This window comes from Streptosporangium sp. NPDC001559 (assembly GCF_042893955.1).
In the GTDB taxonomy this organism is placed as follows: Bacteria; Actinomycetota; Actinomycetes; order Streptosporangiales; family Streptosporangiaceae; genus Streptosporangium.
Window position 1 is genome coordinate 50,415 of the sequence record NZ_JBIAVG010000023.1, and the last position, 15,870, is coordinate 66,284.

Consider the following 15,870-nt stretch of genomic DNA (forward strand, 5'->3'; position numbering starts at 1 on the left):
TATGTCGCACTAAGTGGGGAAATCCCATCACGGTAGGCCAAGAACAAGGCGGTCATGATGCTCCGCAGCAGAACTCCCGCGCCGGGCCGGGACGGGGGCGTATGAGCGCCAAGGCCCGGTCCGGCGGGACACCGGCCACCCGGTGGCGGGAGGAGGAGGCCGACCCGCGCCGCTGGAAGGCGCTGACCGTCTGCCTGGTCTCCGGGTTCATGACCCTGCTCGACGTCAGCATCGTCAACGTCGCGCTGCCCGCGATCCGCACGGGCCTCGGCGCGCCGCAGAGCGACCTGCAGTGGGTGGTCTCCGGGTACGCGCTCACCTTCGGCCTGGTGCTGGTGCCCGCGGGGCGATTCGGTGACATGCGCGGCAGGCGCAACGTCTTCGTCTTCGGCGTCGCCCTGTTCACCCTGGCCAGCGCGGCGGCCGGGATCGCCAGGACCTCCACCTGGCTGGTCCTGGCCAGGCTCGTGCAGGGGGTGGCGGGCGGCATCGTCAATCCGCAGGTCAGCGGACTGATCCAGCAGTTGTTCAGGGGGGCCGAGCGGGGCAGGGCGTTCGGCATGCTCGGCGCGACCATCGGCATCTCGACCGCGGTCGGCCCGCTGCTGGGCGGGTTGCTCATCCGCCTGGGCGGCGAACACGACGGCTGGCGCCTCGTCTTCTACGTCAACGTGCCGATCGGCCTGCTCGCCATCGCCCTGGCCTACCGCTACATCCCGCGCCGCCCGCCGGAGAGACGCTCGCGCAAGAGCATGGACCCCGTCGGCGTGCTGCTGCTGGCCGCCGGGCTCGTGCTCATCCTGCTGCCGCTCGTCGAGGGCCAGCAGTGGCAGGGCGCGGGCAGGTGGATGCTGCCCGTGGCCGGACTGGCGGTGATCGCGCTCTTCGCCCTCTGGGAGCGCCGGTACGGGCGGCGCCGCGAACCGATGGTCAACCTGTCGCTGTTCGGCAGACGATCCTACACCTTCGGCGCCCTGATCGCGGCCCTCTACTTCGCCGGGTTCACCTCGATCTTCTTCATCCTCACCATCTACCTGCAGAACGGTCTCGGGTACTCCCCGCTTGAGGCGGGCCTGGCCAGCACCTCGTTCGCCGCGGGCTCGGCGGTCGCCTCCATGCTGGGGGGACGCGTCACCGTCAGGTTCGGCAGACCGCTGGTGGTCGCGGGGCTGGTGATGGTGCTGATCGGGCTGGCCGTCACCGAGCTGGCCGTACGGCTGAACGCCGGGCCCGGGGTCGCCTGGGCGATCGCGGCGCCGCTGCTGCTGGCGGGGCTGGGCAGCGGGCTGGTGATCTCACCGAACCAGACGCTCACCCTGGCCCAGGTCCCGGTCGCCGAGGCGGGCACCGCGGGCGGGGTGCTGCAGACCGGCCAGCGGATCGGCACGGCCCTGGGCATCGCGGCGATCGGCTCGGTGTTCTTCGCCGTGGCCGCCTCCTCACACGGCGACTACGCCACGGCGTTCAGGACGGCGCTGCTGGTCACCATCGGATTCGTGCTGGCCGCGCTGGTGGTCGCGGTCGCCGACGTGCTCGCCGACCGCAGGTCACGCCCTCCGGGGCGGCCGTCACCGCGGGCGTCGTCGCGGGGCGGGCAGGGGGCGCGCTCCGGTGTACGGCGAGCGCGGCCCTCCGCGAGCCGCCCTCGACGGTGAGGCCGAGCGTCATGAACGGGCGTCACAGGGCGGGGACGCGGGCGCGGCGGACCGGGGCCGCCGTCAGGTCGTCCAGGGCCGGGCGCAGCCGGGGGAGCACCCCCTCCCCGAACCAGTAGGCCTCCTCCAGGTGCGGATAGCCGGACAGCACGAACTCCTCGACGCCGAGCGCCGCGTACTCCTCGATCCGTTCGGCCACCTGGGCGTGGCTGCCGACCAGCGCCGTCCCCGCGCCTCCCCTGACCAGGCCGACCCCGGCCCACAGGTTGGGATGGATCTCCAGATCGCGGGCCGTACCACCGGCGAAACCCTCGTGCAGGGCGAGCATCCGCTGCTGGCCGACCGACTCGCTGCGGCCGAGCGCCCGCCGGGCGGCCCTGATGTCCTCCGGGTCGAGCGCGGCCAGCAGCCGCTCGGCCTCCGCCCAGGCCTCCCGCTCGGTGTCCCTGGTGATCACGTGCAACCGTACGCCGAACCTGAGCGTGCGCCCCCGCTCCTCGGCGAGCCCGCGGATCCACTCGATCTTCCCCGCCACCTGGTCCGGCGGCTCGCCCCAGGTCAGGTAGACGTCCACGTGCCCGGCCGCGACGGGCCCCGCCGCCGCCGACGAACCGCCGAAGTAGATCTCCGGGACCGGGTCGGGCACCTCGGCGACGGTCGCCCCCTCGACCTGATAGTGCCTGCCCGCGAAGTCGTACGGCGTGCCGCTCCATGCTCCGCGCACGACCGAGAGGAACTCGCCGGTGCGCTCGTAGCGCTCGTCCTTCGGCAGGTGGTCGCCGAACCTGACCTGCTCCGCCGACTCTCCCCCGGTCACCACGTTGAGCAGCAGCCTGCCACGGGACAGGCGCTGGTAGGTCGCGGCCATCTGCGCGGCCAGCGTGGGTGAGAGCAGGCCGGGACGGAAGGCGACCAGGAACTTCAGCCGTTCGGTCTCCCTGGTCAGCGCGGCCGTGACCAGCCAGGCGTCCTCGCACCAGGAACCGGTCGGGGTCAGTACGGCCTCGAACCCGAGCTGTTCCGCCGAGCGGGCGATCTGGGCGAGGTACTCGATGTCCGGCGGGCGGAAGGCCGCGCTCTCCGGACGGCCGTGGCCCCTGCCGAGACCGTGCCCGCCGCCGGTGAGGACCCGGCTGTCGCCCGCGGTCGGCAGGAACCAGTGGAACTTCACGGGGTCTCCTCCACGGTCACATGGGCGGGGTTCCGCCCATCGTCGGCCATATAACCCACAAAGTCAATCGGTAATAGGGGTTATGCGTGGAACCAGAGCCAATGTCGTTCGTTGATAGGTTCAGGATTCCGTCGATTTACGCGAAAGTGGAGGAAGGGCACAGTGGACGTCGAACAGACGGCGCTGCCGGGGATAGGGCTACGGCACGAGTTCACCACACGGGCAGGCCGGCGCATCGGAGTCGTCTCCCACCGCACGGGCCGCCGCGACCTGGTGATCTACGATCCCGCCGATCCGGACCGGGCCTGCGAGACCGTGAAGCTGAACGACGAGGAGGCCGACGCGCTGGTCGAACTGCTCGGCGCCCCGCGTATCGTGCAGCGCCTCAACGCCCTGCACCGGGAGGTCGAGGGCCTGGTCAGCCTGCAGCTGCCGATCTCGCCGGGCACGCCGTACGCGGGAAGGCCGATGGGCGACGCCCGGGTCCGCACCCGCACCGGCGCGTCCATCGTCGCCGTGGTCCGCGCGGGCCAGGTGTTCGCCAGCCCCGGTCCTGACTTCACGCTCGACGGCGGGGACGTGGTGGTCGTGGTCGGCAGCCCGGAGAGCACCTCCGCGGTCTCCGAGATCCTGGCCCACGGTTAGGGCAGCGGGTGCACACAGCGATCCTTCTGCTCGAGCTCGGCGCCGTCCTGCTCGGACTGGGCGTCCTGGGCGCGCTGGCACTGCGTGTCGGCATCTCCCCCATCCCCCTGTACCTGCTGGCCGGTCTCGCCTTCGGCACCGGCGGCATCATCCCCCTGGCGACCAGCGAGGAGTTCATCTCCGTCGGCGCGGAACTGGGCGTCATCCTCCTGCTGCTCACCCTCGGCCTGGAGTACAACGCCGACGAGCTCGTGACCAGCCTGAAGGGCAACGCGCGCGCCGGGTTCGTCGACCTGGCGCTCAACGCGGCGCCCGGCGCGATCGCGGCGCTGCTGCTCGGCTGGGGCCCGGTCGCCGCGGTGGCGATGGCCGGGGTCACCTACGCCACCTCCTCGGGCATCACCGCCAAGGTCCTTTCCGACCTGGGATGGATCGGCAACAGGGAGACGCCGGTGGTGCTCTCCCTGCTGGTGTTCGAGGACCTGACCATGGCGATCTACCTGCCGGTCCTCACCGCGCTGCTGGCCGGGCTGAGCTTCCTCGGCGGCGCGGTCACCGTGGCGATCGCGCTCGGCACGGTGAGCGTCGTACTGCTGGTCGCGCTGCGCTTCGGCCGGTTCATCGAGAGCTTCGTGGCCAGCCCCAACTCGGAGGTGCTGCTGCTGAAGGTGGTCGGGCTGGCGCTGCTGGTCGCCGGGGTCGCCCAGCAGCTGCAGGTCTCCGCGGCCGTCGGCGCCTTCCTGGTCGGCATCGCGCTCTCCGGGAAGCTGGCCGAGGACACCCATGCGCTGCTGACACCGCTGCGCGACCTGTTCGCCGCGGTGTTCTTCGTCTTCTTCGGCCTGCAGACCGACCCGACAAAGATCGCCCCGGTCGCCGGGCTGGCCGCGCTGCTCGCCCTGGTCAGCATGGTCACCAAGCTGCTCACCGGCGCGTACGCCGCCCGCAGGGCCGGGATCGCCAAGGCGGGCCAGGCCCGGGCGGGCATCTCGCTCATCCCGAGAGGCGAGTTCAACATCGTGATCGCCGGACTCGCCGTCGCGGCCGGGGTGCACCCCGACCTCGGCCCGCTGGCCGCCGCCTACGTCCTGATCCTCGCCGCGTTCGGCCCGCTGGCCGCGCGCCTGGTCCAGCCCCTCATCACCGCCGTCGCCAGCCGCACCTGACCATGAAGCAGGGTACGGCCGCGCCACACGGCGCCGCCGTGCCCTGCTTCATGTGTCACGAAATTCCACCTGTCACCCCTGTTATCACGATTTAAGAATAAAAGGCGGCATTTATCCCGATATCGCCCTTAAATGGGTAGGACAATACCCCTGATTAGGGGGTGTTCTTCTCGGTCGAATACGAGATGATCTGCCCAAGCGTTCAGCGGTAACCGAAAGGTCCGCCTGAATCGGGGATTCATCAAACGGCCGAGGAGAGGATTTCCCGAGGTGTCGCTAGGAAGACGCAACGCGATGACGCTGGGTGCCGGGGCGATCGCACTGGCCGCGACGGGCGGCGCCGTACCCCCGGTGTCCGCGGCGGAGACCGGGCAGGCGGAGCGGGGACCGGCGGTCCCCTCGGACGCGGAGCTGGCGCGTTCCCTGCCCGGCGGCTTCACCAGCCGGCACGCCGAGGTGAACGGCGTCCGGCTGCACTACGTGTCCGGAGGCAGCGGGGAACCACTGGTCCTGCTGCCCGGCTGGCCGCAGACCTGGTGGGAGTACCGCAAGGTCATGCCCGCGCTCGCCGCCCGCTACCGGGTCATCGTCGTGGACCTGCGCGGCATGGGGGGCTCCGGCAAGCCCGCCTCCGGATACGACAAGAAGACCATGGCGCGGGACGTGCGCGAGCTGGTGCGCGCGCTCGGCCACGACAGGGTGAACATCGCCGGGCACGACGTCGGCGCCATGATCGCCTTCAGCTTCGCCGTGAACCACCCCGAGGCGACCCGGAGACTGGCGCTGCTCGACGTCACCCACCCCGACGACTCCTACTACGAGTTCCGCATGCTGCCCCAGCCGGGGCAGGCCTTCTTTCCCTGGTGGTTCGCGTTCAACCAGGTTCAGGGGCTGCCCGAGCAGCTCGTCTCCGGCAGGTCCCGATATCTCGTGGACTGGATATTCGACTACCTCCTGGTGGACAAATCGGCGATCGGCGACCGTGACCGCGCCGTGTACGCCAAGGCCTACTCCTCTCCCGACGCCGTTCGCGGCGGAAACAGCTGGTATCAGACGTTCGGCCAGGACATCGAGGACCACCGGACGTACGGGAAGGTGACGGCGCCGACGCTCGGGCTGGCGCACAGCGCCTTCCATCCCCGCATGAACCAGGTGCTGCCCACCCAGGCGACCGACGTCCGTGTCGCTGAGCTGACCGGGACGGGCCACTACTTCGTCGAGGAACGGCCCGCCGCGGTCGTCGGCCACCTGACGGGCTTCTTCGGCTGAGGCCGGGCGGCGGACGCCCCGCCGGTTCCCTCGCGGGCCCGGCGGGGCCGCACCGGTCAGCCGCCGGACGCCGCCCACTCCTCCGCCAGGAGCTCGTAGGAACGCACCCGGTCGGCGTGGTCGTGGGTGATGGTGGTCACGAGCAGTTCGTCGGCGCCGGTGACGTCGCGCAGGACGCGCAGCCGCTCGGCGACGGTCCGCGGCGAGCCGACGAACTGCGTCGTGACCCGGTCAGCGACCAGGGCGCGGTCCTCCTCCGTCCATTCGTGGGCCGCGGCCTGCGCGGGCGTCGGGAACGGGATCGCCCCGTCGCCCCTGCGGATGCTGCGCACCCACAGCCCGTACGGCGAGGCCAGCTCACGGGCCGTCTCGTCGTCCTCGGCGACGACCACGTCCGCGGAGACGACCAGACGCGGCGCCGGCAGGTCCCGGGACGGTTTGAACGCCTTCCGGTAGGCCTGCGCCGCCTCCAGCACGTTGGACGGGCTGACGTGGTAGTTGGCCGCGAACGGCAGGCCCCTTTCCCCGGCGACCTGGGCGCTCTGGCCGCCGCTGCTGCCCAGGATCCACAGCTCGACCCCCGCCCCCTCCCCCGGTACGGCGTGCGCGGCCAGGCCGTCCTCCGAACGGTAGGTCCCGGCGATGAGGGCCGCGATGTCGTCCACCTGGTCGGCGAAGTCCGGGCTCCGCGCCCCCGGCTGCTGCAGCAGCGAGGACTGCAGCGCGAAGACCGGGGAGGTGGCCAGGGCGGCGAAGGAGAACGGTTCGGGGATGAGCAGCCCGTCCACGAGGCGGGCCTGCCTGGGCGGGGCGGGCGGCCTGTCGGCCTCGGCCAGGAGTTCTGTCCTGCGCTGCCCGGAACGGCCGAGACCGAGGTCGATCCGTCCCGGGTACAGCGCGTCGATCAGGCCGAACTGCTCGACCACGGCCAGCGCCGTCTGGTGGCCGAGCTGCACGGCCCCCGAGCCGACCCTGATCGTGCTCGTCGCCGCGGCCACCAGGGCGATGAGCACGGCGGGCGCCGCACTGGCCACGCCCGGGGCGAAGTGGTGCTCGGCCAGCCAGTAGCGCCGGTAGCCGAACTCCTCGGCGCGCCTGGCCAGGTCCACGGTGTTGCGGAGGGCCTCGGCGACCGTGCCTCCTGAGGTGACGGGGGACAGGTCGAGGATGGACAGCGAGGTCATGACTGCCTTTCGTGCCGGCTCTCGTGCTGGTTCTCGTGCCCGGGGAAGGGCCTGCTGGGGATCTCCCTGCGCAGCACGGGGGCCACGTCGCTCTGGAAGAGCTCAAGGCTGGCCCGGTGCTGTTCGTCCGTCAGACCGTCGGCGTCGGCGGACAGGTGCATGACCTCGTGCCCGAGCCGTTCGTGGTAGCGGTGGACCTTGTCGATGATCTGCTGAGGGCTGCCGACCAGGATGGAGCTGCGCTCCACGGCGTCCTCGATCGTGTGGAAGACCGGATCGACCCCGGCCTTCTCGAACAGGGCCAGCCTGGCGTCGAAGATCGGCCGGTAGGTCTCGACCGCCTCCTGGGAGTTCTTCGCCACGTAGAGGCCCGCGCTGCCCGCGCCGACGAGGGCGTCGGCGGGGTCGTGGCCGTGGAACTCCCACCGTTCCCGGTAGTGGCGGACCAGTTCGGCGTACGGCTCGACGGGGTTGGTGACGTTGGCGGAGAAGAGCGGGTCACCGTACAGGGCGGCCAGCTCGACCGACTCCTTGCTGGTCGCGCTGCCGTGCCAGACGCGGATGGGCCGTTGCAGCGGGCGCGGCCATGTCTCCGCCTCCTCCAGCGACGGCCGGAAGGTGCCCGACCAGGTCACCTTGTCCTCCCGCCACAGGCGGCGGAACAGCTCGTAGCCCTCGCGGTTGCGTTCCCACTGGTCCTCGGGGGTGACGTGGAAGAGCTTGGCCTGCGCGGCGCCGTTCCCCTTGCCGATGATCAGTTCGAGGCGCCCGTCCGACAGGTGGTCGAGCGTCGAGTAGTCCTCGAAGGCCCTGACCGGGTCGAGCAGGCTCAGCGTGGTGACCGCGGTGAACAGCCTGATCCTGGACGTCCGCGCGGCGATGTGGCTCAGCACGACCGGCGGGGAGGAGGAGATGAACGGGCGCTCGTGCCGTTCGCCGACGCCGAAGCCGTCGAAACCGAGTTCCTCGGCCAGGACGGCGTTGTCCACGACCTCACGCAGGCGCGCGTTGGTCGGCTTCAGCTCACCGGTGACGGGGTGGGGACCGTGGACGATCAGCGTGATGGCGAGGAACTTCACGCTCCGCCCTCCAGCCCGAGGTGCCCGCGCAGGGTGGTCGTGCCGTACTCGGTACGCAGCACGCCGCGTTCCTGCAGCAACGGGACGACCTCGTCGACGAAGCCGTCCAGCCCGGTCGGCGTGAGGTGCGGCACCAGGATGAAGCCGTCGGCGGCGTCCTGCTGCACGAACGCGTTGATCTGCCCGGCGACCGTGGCGGGCGAGCCGATGAAGGACTGCCTGCCGGTGACCTCGATGATCAGGTCGCGGATGCCGAGCCGTTTCTCCTCGGCCAGTGCCCGCCACCGCGCGGCCGTCTCCAACGGGTCCCTGGTCAGCCGGGTGCGGCCCCTGCTGATGGCCTCCTCGGAGACGAGCGGGTCGATCTCCGGCAGCGGCCCCTCCGGGTCGTACGACGACAGGTCGCGGTTCCAGACCTGTTCCAGCAGCAGGATCGCGGTCTGCGGGCTGACCTGCTGGCGCCGGATGTGGTCGGCGTTCTCCTGGGCCTCGGCGTCGGTGTCGCCGAGCGCGAACGTGACCCCGGGCAGGACCTTCAGCGAGTCGGGCGACCTGCCGTTGGCGACGACCCTGGCCTTGACGTCGCGGTAGAAGGCCTTGCCGTCCTCAAGGGTGCCGTGCCTGGAGAAGATGGCGTCGGCGTGGGCGGCGGCGAACTCCCTTCCCTCGCCGGAGTCCCCCGCCTGGATGGTCAGCGGGTACCCCTGCGGGGCGCGCGGCACGTTGAAACGGCCCTCGATGTCGAAGAACTCGCCGTGGTGGGCGAACTCGCCCGCGTTCGCCGAGGAGAAGAACCCGGTCGCGGGGTCGGCGACGAGGTCCTCGGCCGCCCAGGAGTCCCACAGCTCGCGCACGGTCCGCACGAACTCCGCGGCCCGCGCGTAGCGCTCGGAGTAGTCCAGGTAACCGCCCCTGCGGAAGTTCTCCCCCGTGAAGGCGTCGGAGGAGGTGACCACGTTCCACGCGGCCCTGCCGCCGGACAGGTGGTCGAGGGTGGCGAGCTTGCGGGCGAGTTCGTAGGGCTCGTTGAAGGTGGCGTTGATCGTCCCGGCCAGGCCCAGGTGGTCGGTGACCGCGGCCAGACCGGCGAGCACGGTGAGCGAGTCGGGACGGCCGACCACGTCGAGGTCGTGGATCCTGCCGCGCTGCTCGCGCAGCCGCTGGCCGTCGGCGAGGAAGAAGAAGTCGAACCGGCCGCGCTCGGCGGTGCGCGCGAGATGGACGAAGGAGGAGAAGTCGATCTGACTGCCCGCCGCTGGATCGCTCCAGACCGTCTGGTTGTTCACCCCCGGGAAGTGGGCGGCGAGGATGACCTGCTTCATCGGCTGCTCCCTGCGTAGCGGCTGGCGGGACGGTCGAGCCCGAGGTGACCGCGGAGCGTGGCCGCCTCGTACCCGTCGCGGAACGCGCCGCGGCGGCGCAGTTCGGGCACCAGGGCGCGGGTGATCGCGTTCAGGTCCGTCGGCAGTACGGCGGGGCGCAGCCGGTATCCCTCAAGGCCGGCCTCGCGCCAGTCGAGCAGGAGGTCGGCGAGTTGCTCCGGGGTCCCGGCGAAGATCGCGGCGTCCGAGACGTACTCGGAGCCGTCGAGCTCGTTCAGCCTGGCCCTGCGGTCCTCCGCCGCCTGGGGCGTCTCGTCCAGGAAGACGACCAGGTCGGCGAAGACCTTCGGCTGGACGCCGCCGATCTCGCGGATCTCCGCCACGATGGCGCGCGCCTGGTCGCCGTCGTGCGGCGTGATGTACTCGACGTCCACCCCGCGCGCGGCGAACTCGTACGGCAGCCGCGAGTGGGCCAGCGCGGTGACCAGCGGCTGCCCCTGCGGCGGTCGCGGGACGATCGAGGGCCCTCTGACGCTGAAGTGGGGCCCCTCGTAGTCGACGTAGTGGAGCTTGTCGCGGTCGACGAAGCGGCCGGTCCCGACGTCGCGGATCACCGCGTCGTCCTCCCAGCTGTCCCAGAGGCGGCGCACGACCTCCACGACGTCCCCGGCCTCGCCGAACAGCTCGTGGTAGATGGCGTAGTCCTCAAGCGCGACGGCCTGCGCGGGCCCGAGCTCCGGGACGTCGCGGCGGCCGAAGTGGGCGGCCTCGGTGCGCCTGCCCGACAGCTGCACCCGCCATCCGGCCCTGCCGCCGCTGACGTGATCGAGGGTGGCCAGGGAACTGGCGACGTGGAAGGGCTCGGTGTGGGTGGTCGTGGCCGTGGGCACCAGCCCGATGCTCCGGCTCAGCGGGGCGATCCGCGACGCCAGCAGGACGGCGTCGAAACGGCCCCGCACCTGGTCGGTACGGCCGTCGGGGCCGTCGAGACGGGTGGTCTGCAGGGCGAGGGTGTCCTCGATGGTGACGAAGTCGAGTAGTCCTCGCTCCGCCTCGGCCACGAGTCCGGCCCAGTAGGCGGCGGTGAACAGTTGTTTCGGAGAGGCGGCTGGATCGCGCCAGGCCGCCGGATGCCATCCCGCGCCGTCCAGCGCGACGGCGAGATGGAGATGATCTGCCGACATGTCATGACGATAACACCAAAACCAGTAATTCCTACAGGTTTAGTTGCATTTAGGGTGGGAGATAACCCGCCGGGCCTGCGAGGTCTCCCGAGAACGCCCGGGAAGAGCGGTGATCTGGTAGGCATGTGCGGGTGAGACGCCCCCTGACGATCGTCGTGACCGCCCTGCTCCTGCTGAGCCTCACCTCCCCCGCCTCGGCGGCACCCGCCCTGCCGGACGTACCGGCCGGGGTGCGCGCCGGATACGTCGTCCTCGACCGGGAGACAGGCCGTGTCACCGTCCAGCACGACGCGCACCGGAGGTTCCGCTCCGCGTCGGTGGTGAAGATCCTGATCGCGATCGACTACCTGGAGTCGCACCGCGACGTCCCCAAGCGCGACCTCGCCCTGCTCGGCAGGATGCTGCGGGTCAGCGACGACGCCGCGGCCACCTCCTTCTGGACCAGGGGCGGCCGGGGCCGGATCGTCGAGCGGACGGCGCGCAGGCTCGGGCTGACCGACACCGCTCCCCCGCCCGCCGACAAGCCGGGGTTCTGGGGCTACACCTCGCTCAGCGCGATGGACGTCGTCCGCGCCTACCGCTATCTCCTCGACCGCGCCGCCCCGAGGGTCCGCGACGTCGTCCTCGGACACCTGCGCGCCGCCGAACAGTGCGGCTCCGACGGCTTCGACCAGTACTTCGGCATCCCCCGCGCGGTGCCCCGGCCCTGGGCGGTCAAGCAGGGCTGGTCGGGGTACGGCTCGACGCCCCCGGTCCGGTGCGCGAAGGCCGCCCCCGCCTCGGGCGGCGCCGTACCCGCCACCTGGAGGACCGCCTCGCTCCCGGCCCGTCCCGCGGCCGTCACGGTCCCCGACCTGGGGCATCCGGTGCTGCACACCACTGGTCTCGTCGGCCCGAAGGAGCGCTGGATCATGGCGCTGCTCACCGCCCACCCCTCGACGGCCACCTGGAGCCGCTCGACCGCGCAGACCACCGCCCTGGCCAGGCGGATCTACCTCGCCGGGGCCAGGACCGGAGCCAAGTGAGACCGCGGGCCAGGTGAGACCGCGGGGTCACGGTGAGGCCGTGCCCTCTCGGGCGGGTCAGGGCAGGGAGGCGGGCAGCCCGAATCTCTCGAAGTGGCCGGAGCCGACGAAGGAGGTTACCTCCTCGATCCGGTCGTCACGCAGGGTCAGCACGTCGATCGACCAGCCGAGGTGCGCCCCCGCCTCCTCGTCCCACAGGTAACCGGCCACACCGGGCTGGCCGTTCGCCCCGACCGGCAGATGCCGCCAGCTTCCGCACGAGGTCAGCGGCAGCCGTACGGCGAAGTCCATGACGGCCTCGACGCCTCGGTACCAGTGCGTCATGGGCGGCATCGACCAGGTGACGTCCTCGGTGAGCAGCGCGACCAGGGCGTCGGCGTCACCGCGTTCCAGCGCGGCGGAGTATCCCGCGACGATCTCCCTCACCCGGGCGTCGCCGATCCGGCGCAGCGTCCGCTGCTGGGTGACGGAGGGGACCCGCTCCGCGACGACCCGGCGGGCCCGCGCCAGGGCGGAGTTCACGGAGGTGGCCGAGGTGTTCATCGTCTCGGCGATCTCGGCGGCGGAGAATCCGAGCACCTCGAACAGCAGCAGCGCCGCCCGCTGGTTGCCCGGCAGGTGCTGCAGGGCGGCGACGAAGGCGAGTTCGACGGCCTCGCGCCGCTCGTAACGCCCGGCGGGCCCCTCGGGAAGGTCCGCGTCCGGGTAGGGGCCGAGCCAGGCGATGTCGGTGCGCGGGACGTCCCCGGCGACGACCCGATCGCTCGACGGGCCGAGGTCGACGGGCAGGGCCCGCCTGCCGCGGGCCTCGACGATGTCCAGGCAGGTCCGGGTGGCCACGGTGTAGAGCCAGGAGCGCAGCGAACCACGTCCCTCGAAGCGCGCCAGCCCCCGCCAGGCGCGCAGCAGGGCGTCCTGGAGCGCGTCGTCGGCGTCGTGGGGGGAACCGAGCATCCGGTAGCAGTGCGCGTGCAACTCGCCGCGCAACGGCCGCACGAGGCGGGTGAACGCGGCGTCGTCTCCACCGCGCGCCCGCACCAGGTCGGGGTCGCCGGTGGATGTCTCCCCTTGTCCGGAAAAAACTTCCCTCACAGGCGACGATTCTGCCCCACCGCCGGGGTCTTCTTCTTCGACCGAAAACCTCAGGCCGGCATCACAGGAGATCCGATGAACCACACGACGACCGTCACCACCGGGACCCTCAGGGTCTCCGACGCCACGCTGCACTACGAGGTACGGGGCGAGGGCCCCCTGGTGGCGCTCGTCGGCGCCCCGATGGACGCCACGTTCTTCGCGCCGCTGGCGGACCTGCTCGCCGCCGACCACACCGTGCTCACCACCGACCCCCGGGGGCTCAACCGCAGTGTCCTGGACGTCCCCGAGCAGGACTCCACCCCCGGGCTGCGCGCCGACGACCTCTCCCTGCTCCTGGAGCACCTCGGCCGGGGCCCTGCCGCGGTCTTCGGTTCGAGCGGCGGCGCCGTCACCGCGCTGGCGCTCGCCGTCGCCCACCCCGAGCGGGTGCACACCGTGATCGCGCACGAGGCCCCGCTGAACCACGTGCTCGACGACCCCGCCGGGCGGGACGCCGCGGTCGAGGACATCATCGCCACCTACGCCTCGGGCGACGTCGGGGGAGCCTGGGTCAAGTTCCTGGTCAACGCCAACATCCCGCCGTCCCCCGACGAGGAGTCCGGCGAGGAGCCCGGCGCGCCCGCCGAGCGCGACCCCCGGCAGGTGGCCGACGAGCGCTTCTGGTTCCTGCACGAGATGCGGGAGACCACCCGCTGGCGGCCCGACATCGCGGCCCTGCGCGACGGGCCGGTCCGCGTCGTGGTCGGCGTCGGGCAGGACTCGGCGGGTCAGTTCTGCGACCTCACCTCGGCCGCGCTCGCCACGGCGCTCGGCACGGAGCCGACGGTCTTCCCCGGCGGCCACATCGCCTTCGTCGACGACCCGGCGGGCTTCGCCCCCCGGCTGCGTGAGGTCCTGAACGGAGGCTGAGACGGGAGCGCGGCGGTTTCCCGGGAACGCGGGCCCCGGGAAACCGCCGGTCGGCTCAGAGGGTCGTCAGCGGGTTCTCCGACGGTTCCGCCGGGCGCGCGTCCCCACGGTCCCTGACCCGGGTGCGGGCCGAAACGGTTTCGAGCGCCCACGCCCCCGGCCCCACGATCGCGATCAGCAGGAACGCCCAGGCGTAGAGGGCCGACAGCTCACCGCCGTTCTGTATCGGCCACAGGGCCTGCGGCTGGTGGACGACGAAGTACGCGTAGGCCATCTCCCCCGAACAGATCAACGCCGCGATCCGGGTACCGAGCCCGGCCATGACGAGAACCCCTCCGACGAGTTCGACGACACCCGCGTACCACCCGGGCCATGAGCCGAAGGGCAGCGCCCCACCGCCGAGAACCCCGAAGAGCTTGGCGGCCCCGTTGCAGGTGAAGAGCAGTCCGACGACAAGGCGGAACAGGGCGAAGACGTACGGCCTGGCCGATTCGATGAACTTCACGGCCCCTCCTCTTCTTCCGCCCCGCGCCGGGGCACGGGGCGGAACGGAAACGACGACACCGATGGGCGCCGGAGGGTACGCCCGGCCCGGCCGTCCTCTCCCCACGGCTCTCCCAGGCCGGTACGGCAGACGGGACAGGACGGTCCGGCAGGTCTTCTGCTCATGATCCCCGGCCCACGCCATAAAAACACCCCATTTCGGACACATCACCCATAAAGGACGGGGGTCGATGGTGAAGTGTCCGTGTGGGATCAGCCCACTCTGTCGTCGCGCTCCAGCGCCTCGTGCCCCGTGGACACACCCTCCGGCCGGACGGGGGCCCGATCACCGGCCTCGTCGAACGGCGCGCCCCCGGACAGCACCAGCGCCGCGCGCGCCCTGTCGAACCCTCCGGTCCACGCCCCGACCAGGACGGCGGCCACCGCGTTGCCCGTGAAGTTGGTCAGCGCGCGGGCCTCCGACATGAAACGGTCGACGCCGACGAGCAGCCCGACCCCGTCGGCCAGGTCGGGACGGTGCGACCGCAACCCGCCCGCGAGGGTCGCCAGGCCCGCCCCGGTGACCCCGGCCGCCCCCTTTGAGGCCACGAGCATGAACACCAGCAGCGACACCTGCTCCCCCGGAGGAAGGGAGACACCGGTGGCGCCCGCGACGAACAGGGTGGCCATCGTCAGATAGACGGCCGTGCCGTCCAGGTTGAACGAGTAACCGGTCGGCACCGTGACCCCGGCCACGGCGCGGCTCACCCCGAGGTGCTCCAGCTTGGCGATCAGCCGGGGCAGCGCGGTCTCCGAGGAGGAGGTGGACAGCACCAGCAGCAGTTCCCCGCCGAGATAGCGCAGCAGCGACAACAGGCCGACCCTGGTCACCAACCACAGCAACGGCCCCAGCACGGCCAGCACGAAAAGCAGACAGGTCGCGTAGAAGCAGGCGACCACGGCGGCGAGGCTCCCGAGCGCGGCCACGCCGGTCGCGCCGACGACGGCGGCCGTCGCGCCGAGGGCCCCGGCCGGGGCGGCCCACATGATCATGGAGAGGACGCGCAGCACGAGCGCGTGCAGGTGCCCGGCGGCGGCCAGCGGTGCCGCCCCGCGCTCTCCCATGGCCTGCAGGGCGAAACCGGTGAGCAGCGCGACCAGCAGGACCTGCAGCACCCGCCCCTCGGTGAACGCGGAGACCGGGGTGTCCGGGATGATCCCGAGCAGGAAGGTCGTCAGGTCCTCCGCCTCCGTCGCGGGCACGGCGGCCGGGTGCGCTCCCCCGGCCAGGCGCAGGCCCCGGCCCGGGTTGACCAGGTTGCCCGCGGCCAGTCCGAAGGCCAGCGCGACAACCGACATGACGAGGAAGTAGGCGAGCGCCAGGCCGCCGATCCGGCCGACCCTGGCCGTGCCCGCGACCGACCCCACACCGAGCACGACGCCGAGGAACACGACGGGGCCGATCATCATCTTGACCAGCGCGACGAAGGCGGTGCCCAGCGGGGCGAGCGCCCTGGCCGTCTCCGGGGCCACCAGCCCCACGACGGCGCCGGCGGCCGTCGCCAGGAGAACGGCGGCGTAAAGGTGACGGGTCCGATCGCGCGACATGGGCGCCCTGCCTCCGGTTACCTCGGCGGAAACTCCAGCCGGGTAACCATGAGAGCGCATCCGGTGACCGTCGGT

At 71.7% G+C, this 15,870-nt stretch carries 14 protein-coding genes; 6 read left to right on the forward strand and 8 right to left on the reverse strand.

Annotated elements, in window-relative coordinates; all coding sequences use genetic code 11:
- Positions 1-101: 101 nt before the first annotated feature.
- Positions 102-1,655, forward strand: a complete 1,554-nt coding sequence (locus tag ACFYY8_RS37215; protein ID WP_390049390.1) for an MFS transporter — start codon at positions 102-104, stop codon at positions 1,653-1,655.
- Positions 1,656-1,677: 22 nt separating this feature from the next.
- On the opposite strand, the gene ACFYY8_RS37220 is transcribed toward ACFYY8_RS37215, so the two are convergent.
- Complete coding sequence (locus ACFYY8_RS37220) at positions 1,678-2,826, reverse strand: LLM class flavin-dependent oxidoreductase (protein ID WP_390049392.1); 1,149 nt, start codon at positions 2,824-2,826, stop codon at positions 1,678-1,680.
- 162 nt (positions 2,827-2,988) lie between these two features.
- Here ACFYY8_RS37220 and ACFYY8_RS37225 point away from each other — a divergent pair, with 162 nt between their 5' ends.
- The 3 genes from ACFYY8_RS37225 (at position 2,989) to ACFYY8_RS37235 (ending at position 5,906) form a co-directional block, all read left to right on the forward strand.
- Entirely contained in the window at positions 2,989-3,471 is a 483-nt protein-coding gene (locus ACFYY8_RS37225; RefSeq protein WP_352013019.1) for a cation:proton antiporter regulatory subunit, read from the forward strand.
- Positions 3,472-3,479: 8 nt separating this feature from the next.
- A complete protein-coding gene (locus ACFYY8_RS37230; RefSeq protein ID WP_390049395.1) occupies positions 3,480-4,637 on the forward strand; it encodes a cation:proton antiporter in 1,158 nt (385 codons plus the stop codon).
- A 270-nt stretch (positions 4,638-4,907) separates the two neighbouring features.
- Complete coding sequence (locus ACFYY8_RS37235) at positions 4,908-5,906, forward strand: alpha/beta fold hydrolase (protein ID WP_390049397.1); 999 nt, start codon at positions 4,908-4,910, stop codon at positions 5,904-5,906.
- Positions 5,907-5,962: 56 nt separating this feature from the next.
- Here the strand turns inward: ACFYY8_RS37235 and ACFYY8_RS37240 are convergent, their stop codons facing one another.
- From ACFYY8_RS37240 to ACFYY8_RS37255, 4 genes are read right to left on the reverse strand one after another with little or no spacing between them, the layout of a single operon-like run.
- Positions 5,963-7,090, reverse strand: coding sequence for an LLM class flavin-dependent oxidoreductase (locus tag ACFYY8_RS37240; protein WP_390049399.1), 1,128 nt, complete (start codon positions 7,088-7,090; stop codon positions 5,963-5,965).
- Positions 7,087-8,169 carry an LLM class flavin-dependent oxidoreductase gene (locus ACFYY8_RS37245; RefSeq protein WP_390049401.1) on the reverse strand — a complete coding sequence of 361 codons (1,083 nt, stop codon included), beginning with the start codon at positions 8,167-8,169 and terminating at the stop codon, positions 7,087-7,089. Before ACFYY8_RS37245 ends, ACFYY8_RS37240 begins: the two co-directional genes overlap by 4 nt.
- On the reverse strand, positions 8,166-9,491 hold the full coding sequence (locus ACFYY8_RS37250; protein ID WP_390049403.1) for an NtaA/DmoA family FMN-dependent monooxygenase: 1,326 nt from the start codon (positions 9,489-9,491) through the stop codon (positions 8,166-8,168). The genes ACFYY8_RS37245 and ACFYY8_RS37250 overlap by 4 nt, the downstream gene beginning before the upstream one ends.
- Positions 9,488-10,675: an LLM class flavin-dependent oxidoreductase gene (locus tag ACFYY8_RS37255; RefSeq protein WP_390049405.1), complete on the reverse strand. Its 1,188-nt coding sequence runs from the start codon at positions 10,673-10,675 to the stop codon at positions 9,488-9,490. The genes ACFYY8_RS37250 and ACFYY8_RS37255 overlap by 4 nt, the downstream gene beginning before the upstream one ends.
- Positions 10,676-10,806: 131 nt before the next feature.
- Between ACFYY8_RS37255 and ACFYY8_RS37260 the strand changes: the two genes are divergently transcribed.
- On the forward strand, positions 10,807-11,700 hold the full coding sequence (locus ACFYY8_RS37260) for a hypothetical protein (RefSeq protein WP_390049407.1): 894 nt from the start codon (positions 10,807-10,809) through the stop codon (positions 11,698-11,700).
- Positions 11,701-11,757: 57 nt separating this feature from the next.
- On the opposite strand, the gene ACFYY8_RS37265 is transcribed toward ACFYY8_RS37260, so the two are convergent.
- A complete protein-coding gene (locus ACFYY8_RS37265) occupies positions 11,758-12,792 on the reverse strand; it encodes a sigma-70 family RNA polymerase sigma factor (RefSeq protein WP_390049409.1) in 1,035 nt (344 codons plus the stop codon).
- A gap of 75 nt (positions 12,793-12,867) precedes the next feature.
- On the opposite strand from ACFYY8_RS37265, the gene ACFYY8_RS37270 reads away from it, so the two are divergent.
- Positions 12,868-13,704, forward strand: a complete 837-nt coding sequence (locus tag ACFYY8_RS37270; protein ID WP_390049411.1) for an alpha/beta fold hydrolase — start codon at positions 12,868-12,870, stop codon at positions 13,702-13,704.
- 55 nt (positions 13,705-13,759) lie between these two features.
- Here ACFYY8_RS37270 and ACFYY8_RS37275 read toward each other — a convergent pair whose 3' ends face one another.
- Positions 13,760-14,209: a DoxX family protein gene (locus tag ACFYY8_RS37275; protein WP_352013029.1), complete on the reverse strand. Its 450-nt coding sequence runs from the start codon at positions 14,207-14,209 to the stop codon at positions 13,760-13,762.
- Positions 14,210-14,460: 251 nt separating this feature from the next.
- Positions 14,461-15,795, reverse strand: a complete 1,335-nt coding sequence (locus ACFYY8_RS37280; RefSeq protein ID WP_390049413.1) for a cation:dicarboxylate symporter family transporter — start codon at positions 15,793-15,795, stop codon at positions 14,461-14,463.
- Between the last annotated feature and the right edge of the window lie 75 nt (positions 15,796-15,870).